The 13908-nt window shown below is 70.2% G+C and carries 11 protein-coding genes; 6 read left to right on the top strand and 5 right to left on the bottom strand.

Going from position 1 to position 13908, the window contains the following annotated elements:
• Window positions 1-12 precede the first annotated feature (12 nt).
• Window positions 13-1026 (bottom strand): ABC transporter ATP-binding protein, encoded by a 1014-nt coding sequence (locus tag AB0M27_RS01305; RefSeq protein ID WP_365716646.1) that lies wholly within the window; start codon window positions 1024-1026, stop codon window positions 13-15.
• An 81-nt stretch (window positions 1027-1107) separates the two neighbouring features.
• A complete protein-coding gene (locus AB0M27_RS01300) occupies window positions 1108-2322 on the bottom strand; it encodes an NYN domain-containing protein (protein WP_365716644.1) in 1215 nt (404 codons plus the stop codon).
• Between the two features lie 225 nt (window positions 2323-2547).
• Here AB0M27_RS01300 and AB0M27_RS01295 point away from each other — a divergent pair, with 225 nt between their 5' ends.
• Window positions 2548-2724, top strand: coding sequence for a hypothetical protein (locus AB0M27_RS01295; RefSeq protein ID WP_365716642.1), 177 nt, complete (start codon window positions 2548-2550; stop codon window positions 2722-2724).
• A gap of 83 nt (window positions 2725-2807) precedes the next feature.
• Here the strand turns inward: AB0M27_RS01295 and dnaE are convergent, their stop codons facing one another.
• Window positions 2808-6347, bottom strand: coding sequence for a DNA polymerase III subunit alpha (gene dnaE, locus AB0M27_RS01290; protein ID WP_365716640.1), 3540 nt, complete (start codon window positions 6345-6347; stop codon window positions 2808-2810).
• A 217-nt stretch (window positions 6348-6564) separates the two neighbouring features.
• On the opposite strand from dnaE, the gene AB0M27_RS01285 reads away from it, so the two are divergent.
• From AB0M27_RS01285 to AB0M27_RS01270, 4 genes are all read left to right on the top strand, one after another.
• The gene (locus AB0M27_RS01285) at window positions 6565-7905 is read left to right on the top strand and encodes a DUF2252 domain-containing protein (RefSeq protein WP_365716638.1); all 1341 of its coding nucleotides are present in this window, start codon (window positions 6565-6567) and stop codon (window positions 7903-7905) included.
• A 67-nt stretch (window positions 7906-7972) separates the two neighbouring features.
• Window positions 7973-8662: a hypothetical protein gene (locus tag AB0M27_RS01280; RefSeq protein ID WP_365716636.1), complete on the top strand. Its 690-nt coding sequence runs from the start codon at window positions 7973-7975 to the stop codon at window positions 8660-8662.
• A gap of 133 nt (window positions 8663-8795) precedes the next feature.
• Window positions 8796-9608, top strand: coding sequence for a thioredoxin domain-containing protein (locus AB0M27_RS01275; RefSeq protein WP_365716634.1), 813 nt, complete (start codon window positions 8796-8798; stop codon window positions 9606-9608).
• A 94-nt stretch (window positions 9609-9702) separates the two neighbouring features.
• Window positions 9703-11373, top strand: a complete 1671-nt coding sequence (locus tag AB0M27_RS01270) for an alkaline phosphatase D family protein (protein ID WP_365716632.1) — start codon at window positions 9703-9705, stop codon at window positions 11371-11373.
• Between the two features lie 7 nt (window positions 11374-11380).
• Here the strand turns inward: AB0M27_RS01270 and AB0M27_RS01265 are convergent, their stop codons facing one another.
• Window positions 11381-11959 carry a dienelactone hydrolase family protein gene (locus AB0M27_RS01265; RefSeq protein WP_365716630.1) on the bottom strand — a complete coding sequence of 193 codons (579 nt, stop codon included), beginning with the start codon at window positions 11957-11959 and terminating at the stop codon, window positions 11381-11383.
• Window positions 11960-12063: 104 nt separating this feature from the next.
• On the opposite strand from AB0M27_RS01265, the gene AB0M27_RS01260 reads away from it, so the two are divergent.
• The gene (locus tag AB0M27_RS01260; protein ID WP_365716628.1) at window positions 12064-13146 is read left to right on the top strand and encodes a mechanosensitive ion channel domain-containing protein; all 1083 of its coding nucleotides are present in this window, start codon (window positions 12064-12066) and stop codon (window positions 13144-13146) included.
• Here the strand turns inward: AB0M27_RS01260 and AB0M27_RS01255 are convergent.
• Entirely contained in the window at window positions 13109-13849 is a 741-nt protein-coding gene (locus AB0M27_RS01255) for an SDR family oxidoreductase (RefSeq protein WP_365716626.1), read from the bottom strand. The genes AB0M27_RS01260 and AB0M27_RS01255 overlap by 38 nt on opposite strands.
• Window positions 13850-13908: the final 59 nt, after the last annotated feature.

Here is a 13908-nt window from a genome sequence, read left to right as displayed (position 1 = left end):
CGTCCGCCGCGCTCATGCCTTCACCAACCCCTGGCGGGCCGCGCCGCCGAGCGCCAGGTAGACGTCCTCCAGGCTGGGCGTGGCAAGTGTGAAGTCGTCCAGGGCGGCGAAGGCGGCCCCGCCGGTCACCGTGGCGACGGCGGCACGGGCCTCCTCGGGCGCGAGCCGCAGCGTCCAGCGCCGGCCGGACTCCACCGCGCGCTCGCGCAGCACGGCGACCTCGGGCACCTGAAGCGGCGCCCGGTCCCGCCACACCAGCTCGACCCGCACCTCGCCGGCGACCTGCTCCTTCAGCCCCGCCGGGGTGTCACAGGCGATCACCCGGCCCTGGTCGATGACGGCGACCCGGTCCAGCACGGTCTCGGCCTCGATGACGTTGTGGGTGACCAGCAGCACGGTCGTACCGCGCTCGGCGCGCCGCCGGTCCACGGCCGCCCACACCGCGCGCCGGGCCACCGGGTCCATGCCGGTGGTCGGCTCGTCCAGTACGAGCAGCGGCCGCTCGCCGACGAGGGCGGCGGCGAAGCAGGCGAGCCGCCGCTGCCCGCCGGACAGCTTCTTCAGCGCCCGCCCGGCGATCGGCGTGAGACCCAGCTCCTCCAGTACGGCGTCCCGCTCGGCCCGGGCCCGCCGTACCTCCAGGCCGCGCAGGCGTCCGGTGGTCTCGGCGGCGAGGGAGACGGTCAGCTCGTCCAGCGCGGAGGACTCCTGACCCAGGTAGGCGAGGAGGCGCGCGGCCCGCTCGGGGTGCCTGACGATGTCGTGCCCGAGGATCTCGACGCTGCCGGTGTCCGGCCGCAGCAGCCCGGTGAGCTGTCGTACGAGCGTGGACTTGCCGGCGCCGTTCGGACCGAGCAGTCCGAAGACCTCGCCGCGCCGCACCGCCAGCTCGACCCCGTCGGTGGCCCGCACCTCGGGGGTGCCGGGCGCACCCCGCCGCCCCTTCACGGCCGGATAGGTCTTGGCGAGCCCGCGCACGCGTACGACCTCGTCATGCCGAGGTGCCTGTGCCACGCGCGTACTCACAAGGGACGAGAGTACGGGGTCGGGCCGCTTTACTCGCCTTTGGGGCCGCTTCCGTACGCGACCGGTAAGGATTCCCCGCCGTCACTCCCCCGTCGCGCTCTCCGCCGCCGCCGGCACGTCGATCTCCCGCCAGAACCCCGCCCGAATGGCGTAACGGTCGTGCTCGTCGATCTGGTCGTCCTTGTGGGCGAGCAGCCCGAACCGCGCCGCGTACCGCAGCAGCTCGCCGTCGATGCGGTGCGGGATCCGCGGATACAGCTGCGACAACTTCTGCAGATGGGTCTGGTCGCCGAGCCGGGACATCCAGCGGCGCGCGAAGACCTGCCCCACCTCGTAGGGGTCGCCGCCGACGGTGGTGATGTCCTCCTCGCGGTCGGCCCACCGCTGCTCCGCCGTGGTGAGCTGGGCGAGCGTCGGCATGGAGGCTACCTCGGGCGGCTCGGCGACCACGCCCGGCCGGTCCACCCAGCCCTTGTCGGAGGACCAGCGCAGGGTCGCGGTCGCCGGGTGCTGGGCGGACTGGGTGCCGGGGGCGCGCAGCGCGGCGAGGTCCTTGGGAGTGGGGACGCCCTTGTGGGCGGTGGCCCGCTCCTGGGTGCCGTTCTCCGTCACCGAGGCCGGCTGGGGCCCGCCCTCTTCGGGCGGCCGCTCGGCCGCCGCGGTGAGCGCGGACTCGGGCAGCGGTGCGGAGAGGATCGCGGCGATCTCGGGCCGGGGCGCGGGCGGCGGGGCGCAGACGCCGGTCAGTTCCTTGGCGTGGACGGCCTGGGTGATCCAGGCCCGGTCCAGCACGCGCCGCTCGTCGGCCTCGGCGACCAGGTCCTCGGACTGGTTGTAGTCGCCGTCGGCGGCCTGTACGGCCCACAGGTGGACGGCGACGCCGTGCTCCTTGGCGGCCATCATGCCGGGCAGCAGATCACCGTCGCCGGTGACGAGGACGATGTCGGAGCAGGCTCGGTTGCGGGCCAGCTCGGTCAGCTCGGCGTGCATGGCGGCGTCCACGCCCTTCTGCGCCCAGCGTCCGTCGCTGCGGGTGAGGGCGCCGAGCCGGACGGTGACCCGGGGCATCACCCGCAGCCGGCGATGCTCCGGTTGGGGGACACGGTCGGGGGCGCCGTCGAACCAGTAGATGCGCAGCAGGGGACGCTCGGTGTCGGACTCCGCGCGTTCCCGCAGCGCCTGGATCAGTGCGGCGTGGTCGACGGTGATCCGGGACCGCGAGGGCTCACCGGCGAGGAGGCTGGCGGCGGCTCCCAGCAGGTACCCGGCGTCCACCAGGACGATGCAGCGGTCCACGCGACTCACCCTCTTCCCGGGAGGTTTTGCTTCGGACTTCCTTCGAGTCTGCCCGACGGCGCGGGGGTTAACGGCCCGAACTCGATCTTCGGCGTGGCGTTTGCGGGTCCCGCACGCCCACCTGCCCTGTCACACACGGTAATTATCCGACATGCGCTTGATGTCAGCGTATGTGAATCTGGTCCCGGCCCTGGCCCCTAGATCCCCCACAGGAGGCAGATCACCATGGCCAAGAACAAGAACCGTAAGCAGGCCGGCCCGCAGAACCGCGCGTCGCACCCCGAGCAGTCCAACGAGCACGCGCAGCGGCAGACGGAGGCGCATGAGTCGCCGGTGTCGCACATTCAGGGCAGCCCGGCTGATGTTGCCGGCAAGAAGCGGAAGAGCTTCGGCCACAACTAAAGGGCAGTTGAAGCCCAGGCACACAGGAGGGGCGCACCCTTGGCGGGTGCGCCCCTTCGTGCGTGCTCTCGCGTGGTGCGGTGTCAGCCGGCCAGGCAGGACGGGCCGAGCAACACCTTCAAGTCGCCGAAGAGCGCGGGGTCGGGCTTGACCCGGTGCCGGTCCAGGCGCAGCACGGTGGTCTTGCGCGGGCCCTGCAGCTTGATGCGGACCTCGCTGTCGCCCTTGTGGTGGCTGAGGATCTCGCCGAGGCGGCTGACCATGGGCGGAGTGACCTTCACGGCCGGGATGGTGAGGATCACCGGCGCGTTGGTGCCGGCGTTGGACAGGTCCGGGACCATCAACTCCATGGCGACGAGCCGGGGCACGTCCTCGCGCTTGTCGAGGCGTCCCTTGACGAACACCACGGCGTCCTCGACGAGTTGGGTCGACACCAGCTGGTAGGTCGCCGGGAAGAACATGCACTCGATGGAGCCGGCGAGGTCCTCGACGGTGGCGATCGCCCAGGCGTTGCCCTGCTTGGTCATCTTGCGCTGCAGACCGGAGATGATGCCGCCGATGGTGACGACCGCGCCGTCGGCGTGTTCGCCTCCGGTGAGCTGGGCGATGCCCGCGTCGGCCTTGTCGGCGAGGACGTGTTCGAGGCCGAACAGCGGGTGGTCGGAGACGTACAGCCCGAGCATCTCCCGTTCCTGGGCGAGCAGATAGGTCTTGTCCCACTCGTCGGTGGAGAACTCCACGTCGAGTCCGAAGCCGGGCTCGCTGCTGGTGTCCTCGCCCATGCCGCCGAAGAGGTCGAACTGCCCCTCGGCCTCCTTGCGTTTGACCGCGACCACGTTGTCGATCATCGGCTCGTACTGCGCCATCAGGCCCTTGCGGGTGTGCCCCATGGTGTCGAAGGCACCGGCCTTGATGAGCGATTCGGTGGTGCGCTTGTTGCAGACCACCGCCTCGACCTTGTCGAGGTAGTCGGGGAAGGAGGCGTACTTCCCCTTCGCCTTACGGCACTTGATGATGGACTCGACGACGTTGGTGCCGACGTTGCGGACGGCGGAGAGGCCGAAGAGGATCACGTCGTCGCCCTGGGCGGCGAAGTTGGCCTCGGACTCGTTGACGTTCGGCGGGAGAACCCGGATGCCCATGCGGCGGCACTCGTTGAGGTAGACCGCCGACTTGTCCTTGTCGTCCTTGACGGAGGTGAGGAGGGCGGCCATGTACTCGGCGGGGTGGTTCGCCTTGAGGTAGGCGGTCCAGTAGGAGACCAGGCCGTACGCGGCGGAGTGCGCCTTGTTGAAGGCGTAGCCGGCAAAGGGGACCAGCACGTCCCACAGGGCCTGGATGGCTTCGTCGCTGTAGCCGTTCTTGCGGGCGCCGGCCTGGAAGATGGTGAAGTTCTTCGCCAGTTCCTCGGGCTTCTTCTTGCCCATCACGCGGCGGAGGATGTCGGCCTCGCCGAGCGAGTAGCCCGCGATGATCTGGGCGGCCTTCTGCACCTGCTCCTGATAGACGATCAGGCCGTAGGTGACGTCCAGGACCTCCTTGAGCGGCGCCTCCAGCTCGGGGTGGATCGGCGTGATCTCCTGCTGCCCGTTCTTGCGCAGGGCGTAGTTCGTGTGGGAGTTCATGCCCATCGGGCCCGGTCGGTACAGGGCCGACACGGCGGAGATGTCTTCGAAGTTGTCGGGCTTCATCAGCCGCAGCAGGGACCGCATGGGGCCGCCGTCGAACTGGAAGACGCCGAGGGTGTCGCCGCGCTGGAGCAGGTCGAAGGTCGTGGGGTCGTCGAGCGGCAGGGACAGCAGGTCGATGTCGAGGCCCTTGTTGGCCTTCACCATCTTGACCGCGTCGTCCATGATCGTGAGGTTGCGCAGGCCCAGGAAGTCCATCTTCAGCAGGCCGAGCGACTCACAGCTCGGGTAGTCCCACTGGGTGATCGTCACGCCGTCGGTGTGCCTGACCCAGACCGGGACGTGCTCGGTGATGGTCTCGCTGGACATGATCACGCCGGCGGCGTGCACGCCCATCTGCCTCACCAGGCCCTCCACACCGCGGGCGGTGTCGATGACCTTCTTCACGTCCGGCTCGTTCTCGTACATCCCGCGGACCTCGCCGGCCTCGCTGTAGCGCGGGTGCTGCGGGTCGGTGATGCCGGACAGCGGGATGCCCTTGCCGAGGACGTCGGCGGGCATGGCCTTGGTGATGCGGTCGCCCATCGCGTACGGGTAGCCCAGCACGCGCGCGGAGTCCTTGATCGCGTTCTTGGCCTTGATGGTGCCGTAGGTGCCGATCATGGCGACCTTGTCGGCGCCGTACTTCTCGGTCACGTACCGGATCACCTCGACGCGCCTGCGCTCGTCGAAGTCGATGTCGACATCGGGCATCGAGATGCGCTCGGGGTTGAGGAACCGCTCGAAGATCAGGCCGTGCGGGATCGGGTCGAGGTCGGTGATGCCCATGGCGTAGGCGACGATCGAGCCGGCCGCGGAGCCTCGGCCGGGGCCGACGGCGATGCCGTTGTTCTTGGCCCACATGATGAAGTCGGCGACCACGAGGAAGTAGCCGGGGAAGCCCATCGAGATGATGACGTCCATCTCGTAGTCGGCCTGCTTCTGGCGGTCCTCGGGGACGCCGCCCGGGTAGCGGCGCTCCATGCCGCGGCGGACCTCCTCCTTGAACCAGGTGACCTCGGTGTAGCCCTCGGGGATGTCGAACTTGGGCATGAGGTCGCGCTTCTCGAACATGCCGTCCGTGTCGACCATCTCGGCGACGAGGAGCGTGTTGGCGCAGCCCTCCTGCCAGGCGTCCGAGGAGTCGATCGCGTACATCTCGTCCGTGGACTTCAGGTAGTAGCCGGTGCCGTCGAACTTGAAGCGGTCCGGGTCGGAGAGGTTCTTGCCGGTCTGGATGCACAGCAGGGCGTCGTGGGCGCCCGCCTCGTGCGCGTAGGTGTAGTGCGAGTCGTTGGTGACCAGCGGGGGGATGCCGAGCTTCTTGCCGATCTCCAGCAGGCCGTCGCGGACCCGGCGCTCGATCTCGATGCCGTGGTCCATCAGCTCCAGGAAGTACCGGCCCTTGCCGAAGATGTCCTGGTAGTCGGCGGCGGCCTTCAGGGCCTCGTCGAAGTGGCCGAGCCGCAGCCGGGTCTGGACCTCGCCGGAGGGGCAGCCGGTGGAGGCGACGATGCCCTCGGACCACTGGGCGATGGTCTCCTTGTCCATCCGGGGCCACTTCTGCAGCCAGCCCTCGGCGTAGGCGTCGGAGGAGAGCCGGAAGAGGTTGTGCAGGCCGGTCTTGTTCACGGCCCACATCGTCTTGTGGGTGTAACCACCGGAACCGGAGATGTCGTCCCGCTTCTGGTGCGGCTGGCCCCAGAGGATCTTGCGCTTGTTGCGCCGGGACTCGGGGGCGACATATGCCTCGATCCCGATGATCGGGGTGACTCCGGCCTTCTTCGCGGAGTGGAAGAAGTCGTACGCCCCGTGGAGGTTGCCGTGGTCGGACATGGCGATATGAGTCATGCCCATCTCGTTGCAGGCGTTGAACATGTCCTTGAGCCGCGCGGCACCGTCCAGCAGCGAGTACTGGGTGTGGACGTGCAGGTGCGTGAAGGGCGGCTTTGACACGGTATGGCCTCCGGCGGAAACACTGGGCGACGGGCGGGCGGACAGTTCTGGGGTCAGCGTCGAAGTCTATGCCTCGGGACTGACACACGCGGGCCCCATCCGCGTACCTTCATGCGGGAACCGGGCACTCCCGCGTGGCGTCGCCCGTTGGAGACGACGGAAACGCTGTCGTACTCATTCACGCACATTCATGCACCGCACCAGGAGGCACCCAGCGATGTCGGCACCCCAGCTCAGCGACGAGCAGCGCGGCGAGGAGATCCTCGCCGTCTTCGACACCGCCTTCGGCCGGCTCCTGGCCGCCGACCCGGCCGCGTTCCGGGTGAAGTTCCGGAAGATGGCGGCCTCGGCCTTCGCGTTCTACCGGGGCACGGCGTGCCTCTTCTACCACGACCTGACCGCGAACAAGGAGTTCGGCTCGAAGCGCGGAGGTCCATTTCTGGACGACCGCACCTCGCGGGTGTGGATCCACGGCGATCTGCACGCGGAGAACTTCGGCACGTACATGGACTCCAACGGCCGCCTGGTCTTCAACGTCAACGACTTCGACGAGGCCTACGTCGGCCCGTTCACCTGGGACCTGAAGCGCTTCTCGGCGTCGATCGCGCTCGTCGGGTACGCGAAGGCGCTCAGCGACGAGCAGATCACCGAGCTGGTGACGGTCTACGCGGCCGCCTACCGCGAGCGCATCCACGCCCTGGCCACGGGCGCGAAGAGCGACGAGGTGCCGCCGTTCACCCTGGACACCGCCGAGGGCCCCCTGCTGGGCGCCCTGCGCGCCGCCCGCTCGCTGACCCGCTTCGAGCTGCTGGACTCGATGACCGAGATCCGCGACTTCGAGCGCCGCTTCGCCCCCGGCGGCGGCTCCATCGAGCTGGACGCGGCCACCCGCTACAAGGTCCTCGCGGCCTTCGACGGCTATCTGGAGACGCTGCCGGACTCCTCCCTGGCCCGCCCCGACTCCTACCGTGTGAAGGACGTCGTCGGCCGCCGCGGCATCGGCATCGGCTCCGCCGGCCTGCCGTCGTACAACATCCTGCTGGAGGGTCACAGCGACGCCCTGGAGAACGACGTCGTGATCTACATCAAGCAGGCCCAGACCCCGGCCGTCTCCCGGCACATCACGGATCCGGCCATCGCCGGCTACTTCCAGCACGAGGGCCACCGCACGGTGATCTCCCAGCGCGCCCTGCAGGCGCACGCCGACCCGTGGCTTGGCTGGACGGAGCTGGACGGCGCGGGCCAGCTGGTGGCCGAGGTCTCGCCGTACGCCGTCGACCTGGACTGGGGCGACATCGACGACCCGGAGGAGATCGCCCAGGTCGTCGCCGACCTGGGCCGGGCCACGGCGACGATGCACGCGGCGGCGGACGACACCTCCGGCGAGTCCCTGGTGCCGTTCTCCACCGAGCGGGCCATCGACGCGGCCATCGCCGCCGACGAGGAGGGCTTCGCGCCGCTCCTGGTGGACTTCGCGCACGGCTACGGCGCACGCGCGCGTGCCGACCACCAGATCTTCGTCGACCTGTTCCGCAACGGCCGGATTCCGGGGCTGTAACCTTCGCAACTCACAGGCGCCCTTTAGGGGGCTCTTAACCGCCTTCGTGTCAGACTCTTCTTTCGCTATGGACATATCCGGGATCCAGCTCAGAGCCGTGCGCGCGGCGCTGTTCACGGCTGTCGTCGTGACGCTCAGCACCGCGTCGCACGTGCTGCTGTCCCGGGCCCCGCTGCCGGCGGCGACCGTGCTCGCGGTCGCCGCCGCGGTGTTCGCCACCACGTATGCGCTGGCGGGCCGCGAGCGCGGCTTCGGCCGGATCGCGGCCCTGCTGATCCCGCTGGAACTGGCCGCCGACACGGTGTTCACCACCGGCCAGAACACCTGTTACGGCCGGGCGGGCGGCCCGGTCGCCGGCCCCCTGCACGCGTTCGGCTTCGACGTGCTGTGCCGGGGCGGTGCCGTCGGCTCCCCGCTGGCCCAGATGACCGGGGCGCACGGCCGTCCCGGGGCGCTGCTCGCGCACGCCAGTCCGGCGACCGCCTGGCTGCTGCTCGCCGCCCATGTCTGTGTGGGCCTTCTCGCCGCCGCCTGGCTGCGCCGGGGCGAGCGGGCGCTGGTGCAGTTGCTGCGCGCGGTCGCCGCCACCACCTTCCGGCCGCTGCTGCTCGCGGTCGCCGCGGTCGCCGTCCGGCTGACCCCGGCGCGCCGGCTGCCGCGCCCGGCTCCGCGCCGGGCCGCCGCCCGCGACCGGCTTCTTGCGCACTCCCTGGGACGGCGTGGACCGCCGTGCTCGCCCACCCTCGCCGCCGGCTGAGCATCGCCGGCTGAGCGGCACCGGCTCCGCGACGCCCGGTCGAACGGCGCCCGAGCGGCGGCACTGAGCACACCCAGTCCCCCACACGTATCCCGCGTACGGCAGGTGCGCGTCCCACACGGAGATCACCAACATGAGCAAGCGGAACAGCCAGTCGGCGAAGACGGCGGCAAGGGAGCGGCTGCGCGAGGAGCGCGAGCGGCAGGCCAAGCGCGACAAGGCCAGGCGGCAGGTCATCGTGGCCGCCTCGGTCGTGGCCGTGCTGGCCGCGGCGGGCGGCATCGGCTATGCCGTCGTCCAGGCGAACAAGCCCACCGGGTGGGACGCCGCCAAGACCCAGACGCTCGTGAAGCCGGCCAACACCACGGGCACGGACGGCACGACGGTCGTCATCGGCAAGAGCACCGCCCAGAAGACCCTCACCATCTACGAGGACCCGCGCTGCCCCGTCTGCGCGCAGTTCGAGCAGACCGTCGGCTCGACGGTGAAGCAGGACATCGACAGCGGCAAGTTCAAGCTCCGGTACGTCGGTGCCACCTTCCTCGACAACAACCTGCCCGGCGTGGGCTCCAAGAACGGGCTCAGCGCGCTCGGCGCCGCGCTCAACGTCAGCCCGGAGGCGTTCCTCGAGTACAAGGCCGCGATGTACTCGACGAAGTGGCACCCCGACGAGAACGACGACAAGTTCAAGGACGACGCCTATCTGATCAAGATCGCCGACACGGTCCCCGCCCTGAAGGGCAACGCGGCGTTCCAGAAGGCCGTGAAGGACGGCACCTACGACCGGTGGGCGCTGGAGGAGTCCAAGATCTTCGACAAGGACGGCATCCAGGGCACGCCGACCCTGAAGATGGACGGCAAGACGCTGACGGGCGCCGACGGCAAGAACCCGCCCATGACCGTGGCCGACTTCAACAAGGCCGTCGACGCGGCCGTCAAGGGCTGACATCCCGGCGGAATCCGACGTTCCCGTGAAGAGCGGGCGAACATTGAGCGTTCGCCCGCTCTTGCGCGCGTACCGGTCAGTAACCTGATGGGCCGTGACCAGTCGAAAAAGATCACTTCCGGCCGTCGAAGGCCTCAACTCCCTCTCCCCTCGCCGCCGTACGGTCGTCAAGGCCGCGGCGGCGACCGCTGTCCTGGCCGGCCCGCTCGCCGCCTCCCTTCCGGCGCGCGCCGCCGACCAGGCCCCCGCCTTCCTGCACGGTGTCGCCTCCGGTGACCCGCTGCCCGACGGCGTCCTGCTGTGGACCCGGGTGACCCCGACCCCCGACGCCGTACCCGGCTCCGGGGTCGGCCCGGACACCGAGGTGAGCTGGGTCGTCGCCCGGGACAAGGCGTTCACCAGCATCGTCGCCAAGGGCACCGTCACCGCGACCGCTGCCTCCGACCACACTGTGAAGGCCGACGTCCGCGGCCTGCAGCCGGCGACCGACTACTGGTTCCGCTTCTCGGCCGGCGGCACCGACTCGCCGGTGGCGCGCACCCGCACCGCGCCGGCGGCGGACGCCACCGTGTCCTCCTTGCGCTTCGGCGTGGTCACCTGCGCCAACTGGGAGGCCGGCTACTTCGCCGCCTACCGCCATCTCGCGGCCCGCAGCGACCTGGACGCCTGGCTGCACCTCGGCGACTACATCTACGAGTACAAGTCCGGCGAGTACGCGGCGCGCGGCACGGTCGTCCGCCCGCACGCGCCGGCCAACGAGATCATCACGCTCGCCGACTACCGGATACGGCACGCCAGGTACAAGACCGACCCCGACCTGCAGGCCCTGCACCTGAAGGCGCCGGTCGTCGCGATCTGGGACGACCACGAGTTCGCCGACAACGCCTGGTCGGGCGGCGCGGTCAACCACACCGAGGGCGCCGAGGGCACCTGGACCGCCCGCAAGGCGGCCGCCAAGCAGGCCTATTTCGAATGGATGCCGGTCCGCACCGCGATCGAGGGCACCACCTACCGGCGGCTGCGCTTCGGCAAGCTCGCCGATCTGTCCCTGCTGGACCTGCGCTCCTTCCGCTCCCAGCAGGCTGCCGCCGGCAGCGGCTCGGTGGACGACCCCGACCGGACGATCACCGGCCGGGCCCAGCTCGACTGGCTGAAGGCGGGGCTCAAGGCCTCCGACACCAAGTGGCGGCTGGTCGGCAACTCGGTGATGATCGCGCCGTTCGTCGTCGGCTCCCTCACCGCGGACCTGCTCAAGCCGCTCGCCGAGCTGCTCGACCTGCCGCAGGACGGCATCGGCGTCAACACCGACCAGTGGGACGGCTACACCCACGACCGCCGCGAGCTCCTCGACCACCTGCGCTCGAACGCCATCGGCAACACCGTCTTCCTGACCGGTGACATCCACATGTCCTGGGCCAACGACGTGCCGGTGGACGCGGGCACCTACCCGCTGTCGCCGTCGGCGGCCACCGAGTTCGTGATCACCTCGGTGACCTCGGACAACCTCGACGACATCGTCAAGGTCCCCGAGGGCACGGTCTCCGCGCTCGCCGCGCCGCTCATCGAGGCCGCCAACCGGCACGTCCACTGGGTGGACACCGACCGGCACGGCTACGGCGTGCTGGACATCACCGCCGACCGCGCGCAGATGGACTACTACGTCCTGTCCGACCGTACCGACGCGAACGCGACCTCCAAGTGGGTGCGCTCCTACCGCACCCGCAGCGGCACCCAGAAGGTCGAGCGGACGTACTACCCGGTGTAGCCGGCGGCTACGAGTCCTGCAGGCTGTCGAGGAAGCCGAGCGCCACCCGCCAGGTGGCCTCGGCCGCCTCGGCGTCGTAGTCCGGGAGCTCGGGGTCGGTGTAGAGGTGACCGGCGCCGGCGTAGCGGTAGACCTCCACGTCGGCTCCGGCGCGGCCCATCTGCAGATACCAGGCGGTGAGCCAGTCGTCCGTCTCGAACGGGTCCGGCTCGGCCACATGCAGCTGCACCGGCAGCTCGTCCACGTGCGCGGTCGGCGCGATGTCCGAGGTGCCGTGCAGAAGCAGCAGCCCGCGCGCCTTGTCGTCGCCGAGTGCGAGGGTCTGGGCGATCGAGGCGCCGAGCGAGAACCCGGCGTACACCAGCCCGCGGTCCGAGTACGGGGCCGCCGCCAGCACGGCCCGCTTCAGCAGTTCCTCCTTGCCGATCGACTCGTTGAACTCCATGCCCTCCTCGACGGTGTCGAACGTGCGCCCCTCGAAGAGGTCCGGCGTCCACACCTCGTGGCCGGCCGCGCGCAGCCGGTCCGCGGCCTCGCGCACCGCGGGCCTGAGGCCGTAGGTCGAGTGAAAAAGCATGATGTTCATGAGGCCATGGTGCCAGCCGGTGCGACACCGCCGGAGCCGCCGTACCCGCGAACGCGCCGAACTCACATGTTCATGCCCGCCGGGCTCCGGTAAGGAGCGCAGGCATGGAGAACCTAGTCCGTCCTGTGATCGTGATCGGCGGCTCGGTCCTGCTCACGCTCGTCATCGGCTGGGCCACCGACCGGCTGCTGCGCAAGGCTGACGAACGCGACCACGACTCACCGCTGTGGGAACTGCTGCGCCGCGGCCGCATCCCCTACCAGCTCGTGCTGTGCGCCGCCCTGCTGCGTGGCTCCTACGACCAGGCGAAGGTGCTGGAGCCGCACCAGGTCGGCATCGGCCGGGCGCTGACGCTGGTGCTGATCGGCTCCGCCGCCTGGCTGGTGATCCGGATCGCCGCGGCGATCGTGGAGGCCACCTACAGCCGCTACGCCCGCGCGCATCGGGATCCGGCCCGGGTACGCAGGGTGCGCACCCAGGTGGAGCTGATCATGCGGGTGGTGTCCGCGATCGTCATCGTCGTGGCGATCGCCGCGATGCTGCTGACGTTCCCGGCGATGCGCGCGGCCGGCGCCTCGCTGCTGGCCTCTGCGGGCGTCCTCGGCATCGTGGCCGGTGTCGCCGCCCAGTCGACTCTGTCCAACATGTTCGCCGGGCTGCAGATCGCCTTCGGGGACATGGTGCGCATCGGCGACACGGTGGTCGTGGACGGCGAGTGGGGCACGGTCGACGAGATCACCCTGACCTTTCTGACGGTACGGACCTGGGACGAGCGCCGGATCACCATGCCGGTGTCGTACTTCACCTCCAAACCCTTCGAGAACTGGTCGCGGGGCACCCCGGAGATGACCGGCACCGTCTTCTGGCATGTGGACCACAGCGCGCCCCTCGATGCGATGCGCGAGAAGCTGCGCGACATCCTGCGCGAGAGCCCCACCTGGGACGGCCGCGCCTACGGCCTCGTGATGACGGACAGCACACCCAACACCGTCCAGGTGCGGGCCCTGATGACCGCGAAGGACGCCGACGACATCTGGACGGTGCGGGTCACGGTCCGCGAGCGGATGATCGCCTGGCTGGCGGCGGAGCACCCCTACGCGCTCCCCCGCGTCAACACCTCCGAGGCGGTGCCGCGTCCCGCGGATCCGGTCAATGGCCGCGCTCCGCGCCCCCGTTCACCTGGATGACCTGGGAGGTGACATGCCCGGCGCCGGGCGAGGCCAGCCAGTGCAGGGTCGCGGCCACGTCTCCCGGTATCCCAGCGCGACCGGTCAGCGTGTCGGCGATGAGCCGCGCCCGCCGGGCCTCGTCCATGGAGTCGCCGAAGAACTCGGTGTCCTCGACGAAGCCCGGCGCGACCACGTTCACGGTGATGCCGTGCGGTCCCAACTGCCGGGCCAGGTCGTGCGCGTAGGGATGCAGCCCGGCCTTGGCCGCCGCGTAGGCGCCGCTGCCCGAACCCCGGTATGCGGCGATGGACGAGATGAACAGCACCCGCCCGCCGGGCTCGGCGAGACGGTCCCGCAGCGCCTCGGTGAGGAGCGCGGCCGTCAGCGCGTTCTGCCGGAAGTTGGCGGTCCAGTCGTGCGCCACACGGTCGAGGGGGTCGTCACTGCCGGCCGGGGGCTCCGGATCCCCCGCGCCGCCGGCACCGTGCACGAGGACGTCGACGGTACCCAGCTCCCGGGCGACGAACCGGGCCACCCCGCGTACCTGATCGGGCTCGGAGAGGTCTGCCGCATAGGTGAGCGCCCCGGGCACCGCGGCCTTCTCCAGCACCTCAGCGCGCCGCCCGAGCAGCAGCACCCGGTCGCCGTCCGCCGCGAACGCCTGCGCCGCCGCCAGCCCGATGCCGGTACCGCCACCACTGATCACGATGTTGCGAGTCATGATCCGAGGGTAGGAGCGTGCCGCCGTTGATGCCGGGATTTATCCACAGGACCGGCATA

Source organism: Streptomyces sp. NPDC052107, assembly GCF_040680215.1.
In the GTDB taxonomy this organism is placed as follows: domain Bacteria; phylum Actinomycetota; class Actinomycetes; order Streptomycetales; family Streptomycetaceae; genus Streptomyces.
The sequence above is the reverse complement of the archived record's forward strand: the minus strand, read 5'-3'. Positions and strand labels throughout refer to the sequence as shown.

What these genes read in the sequence shown, in the direction of transcription:
- AB0M27_RS01285 (WP_365716638.1), top strand. Translation starts at nt 6,565, where the DNA reads ATGTCGGCACCCCAGCTCAGCGACGAGCAGCGCGGCGAGGAGATCCTC.
- AB0M27_RS01280 (WP_365716636.1), top strand. Translation starts at nt 7,973, where the DNA reads ATGGACATATCCGGGATCCAGCTCAGAGCCGTGCGCGCGGCGCTGTTC.
- AB0M27_RS01260 (WP_365716628.1), top strand. Translation starts at nt 12,064, where the DNA reads ATGGAGAACCTAGTCCGTCCTGTGATCGTGATCGGCGGCTCGGTCCTG.
- AB0M27_RS01275 (WP_365716634.1), top strand. Translation starts at nt 8,796, where the DNA reads ATGAGCAAGCGGAACAGCCAGTCGGCGAAGACGGCGGCAAGGGAGCGG.
- AB0M27_RS01295 (WP_365716642.1), top strand. Translation starts at nt 2,548, where the DNA reads ATGGCCAAGAACAAGAACCGTAAGCAGGCCGGCCCGCAGAACCGCGCG.
- AB0M27_RS01265 (WP_365716630.1), bottom strand. Translation starts at nt 11,959, where the DNA reads ATGAACATCATGCTTTTTCACTCGACCTACGGCCTCAGGCCCGCGGTG.
- AB0M27_RS01255 (WP_365716626.1), bottom strand. Translation starts at nt 13,849, where the DNA reads ATGACTCGCAACATCGTGATCAGTGGTGGCGGTACCGGCATCGGGCTG.